The 453-nt window shown below is 36.0% G+C and carries 1 protein-coding gene; it reads left to right on the forward strand.

The annotated features are described in order from the left end of the window. Nucleotides 1-398, forward strand: a 398-nt coding sequence (locus tag J7R05_RS08065; protein ID WP_208541856.1) for a histidine phosphatase family protein, incomplete at its 5' end; no start/stop codon positions are given. Nucleotides 399-453: the final 55 nt, after the last annotated feature.

The following is a 453-nucleotide window of genomic DNA, read 5'->3' on the forward strand; positions in this document are numbered from 1 at the left end:
AATCAAATTTAAAACTGATAAAAACTTCTGCATTGAATGAACGTAATTATGGTGATCTCTCTGGTTTAAATAAAGATGAAGTACGCCACAAATGGGGAGAAGAACAAGTGCAAATATGGCGTCGTTCCTACACTATTGCCCCCCCAAATGGAGAAAGTCTACGCGATACTGGAGCTCGTATTTGGCCCTATTATCTTTATCATATCCAACCACATATTTTGCGTTCTCAAACTGTTTTAGTAGCAGCACACGGCAACTCTCTTCGTGCTCTTATAATGGCGCTTGAAGGTCTAAACGGTGAAGAGATTATTTCTCAAGAATTAGCAACTGGCATTCCTATGATTTATACATTTAATTCTGACTCAACAATTTCATCAAAAACAATTATGGCCTCTTAAATTCTTAAAATTATCGTGATCCAATGAATTCAATCTAATAATTTTGAGCTGAAGA

The sequence above is a fragment of the Bartonella capreoli genome (assembly GCF_902813205.1).
GTDB classification, from domain to species: domain Bacteria; phylum Pseudomonadota; class Alphaproteobacteria; order Rhizobiales; family Rhizobiaceae; genus Bartonella; species Bartonella schoenbuchensis.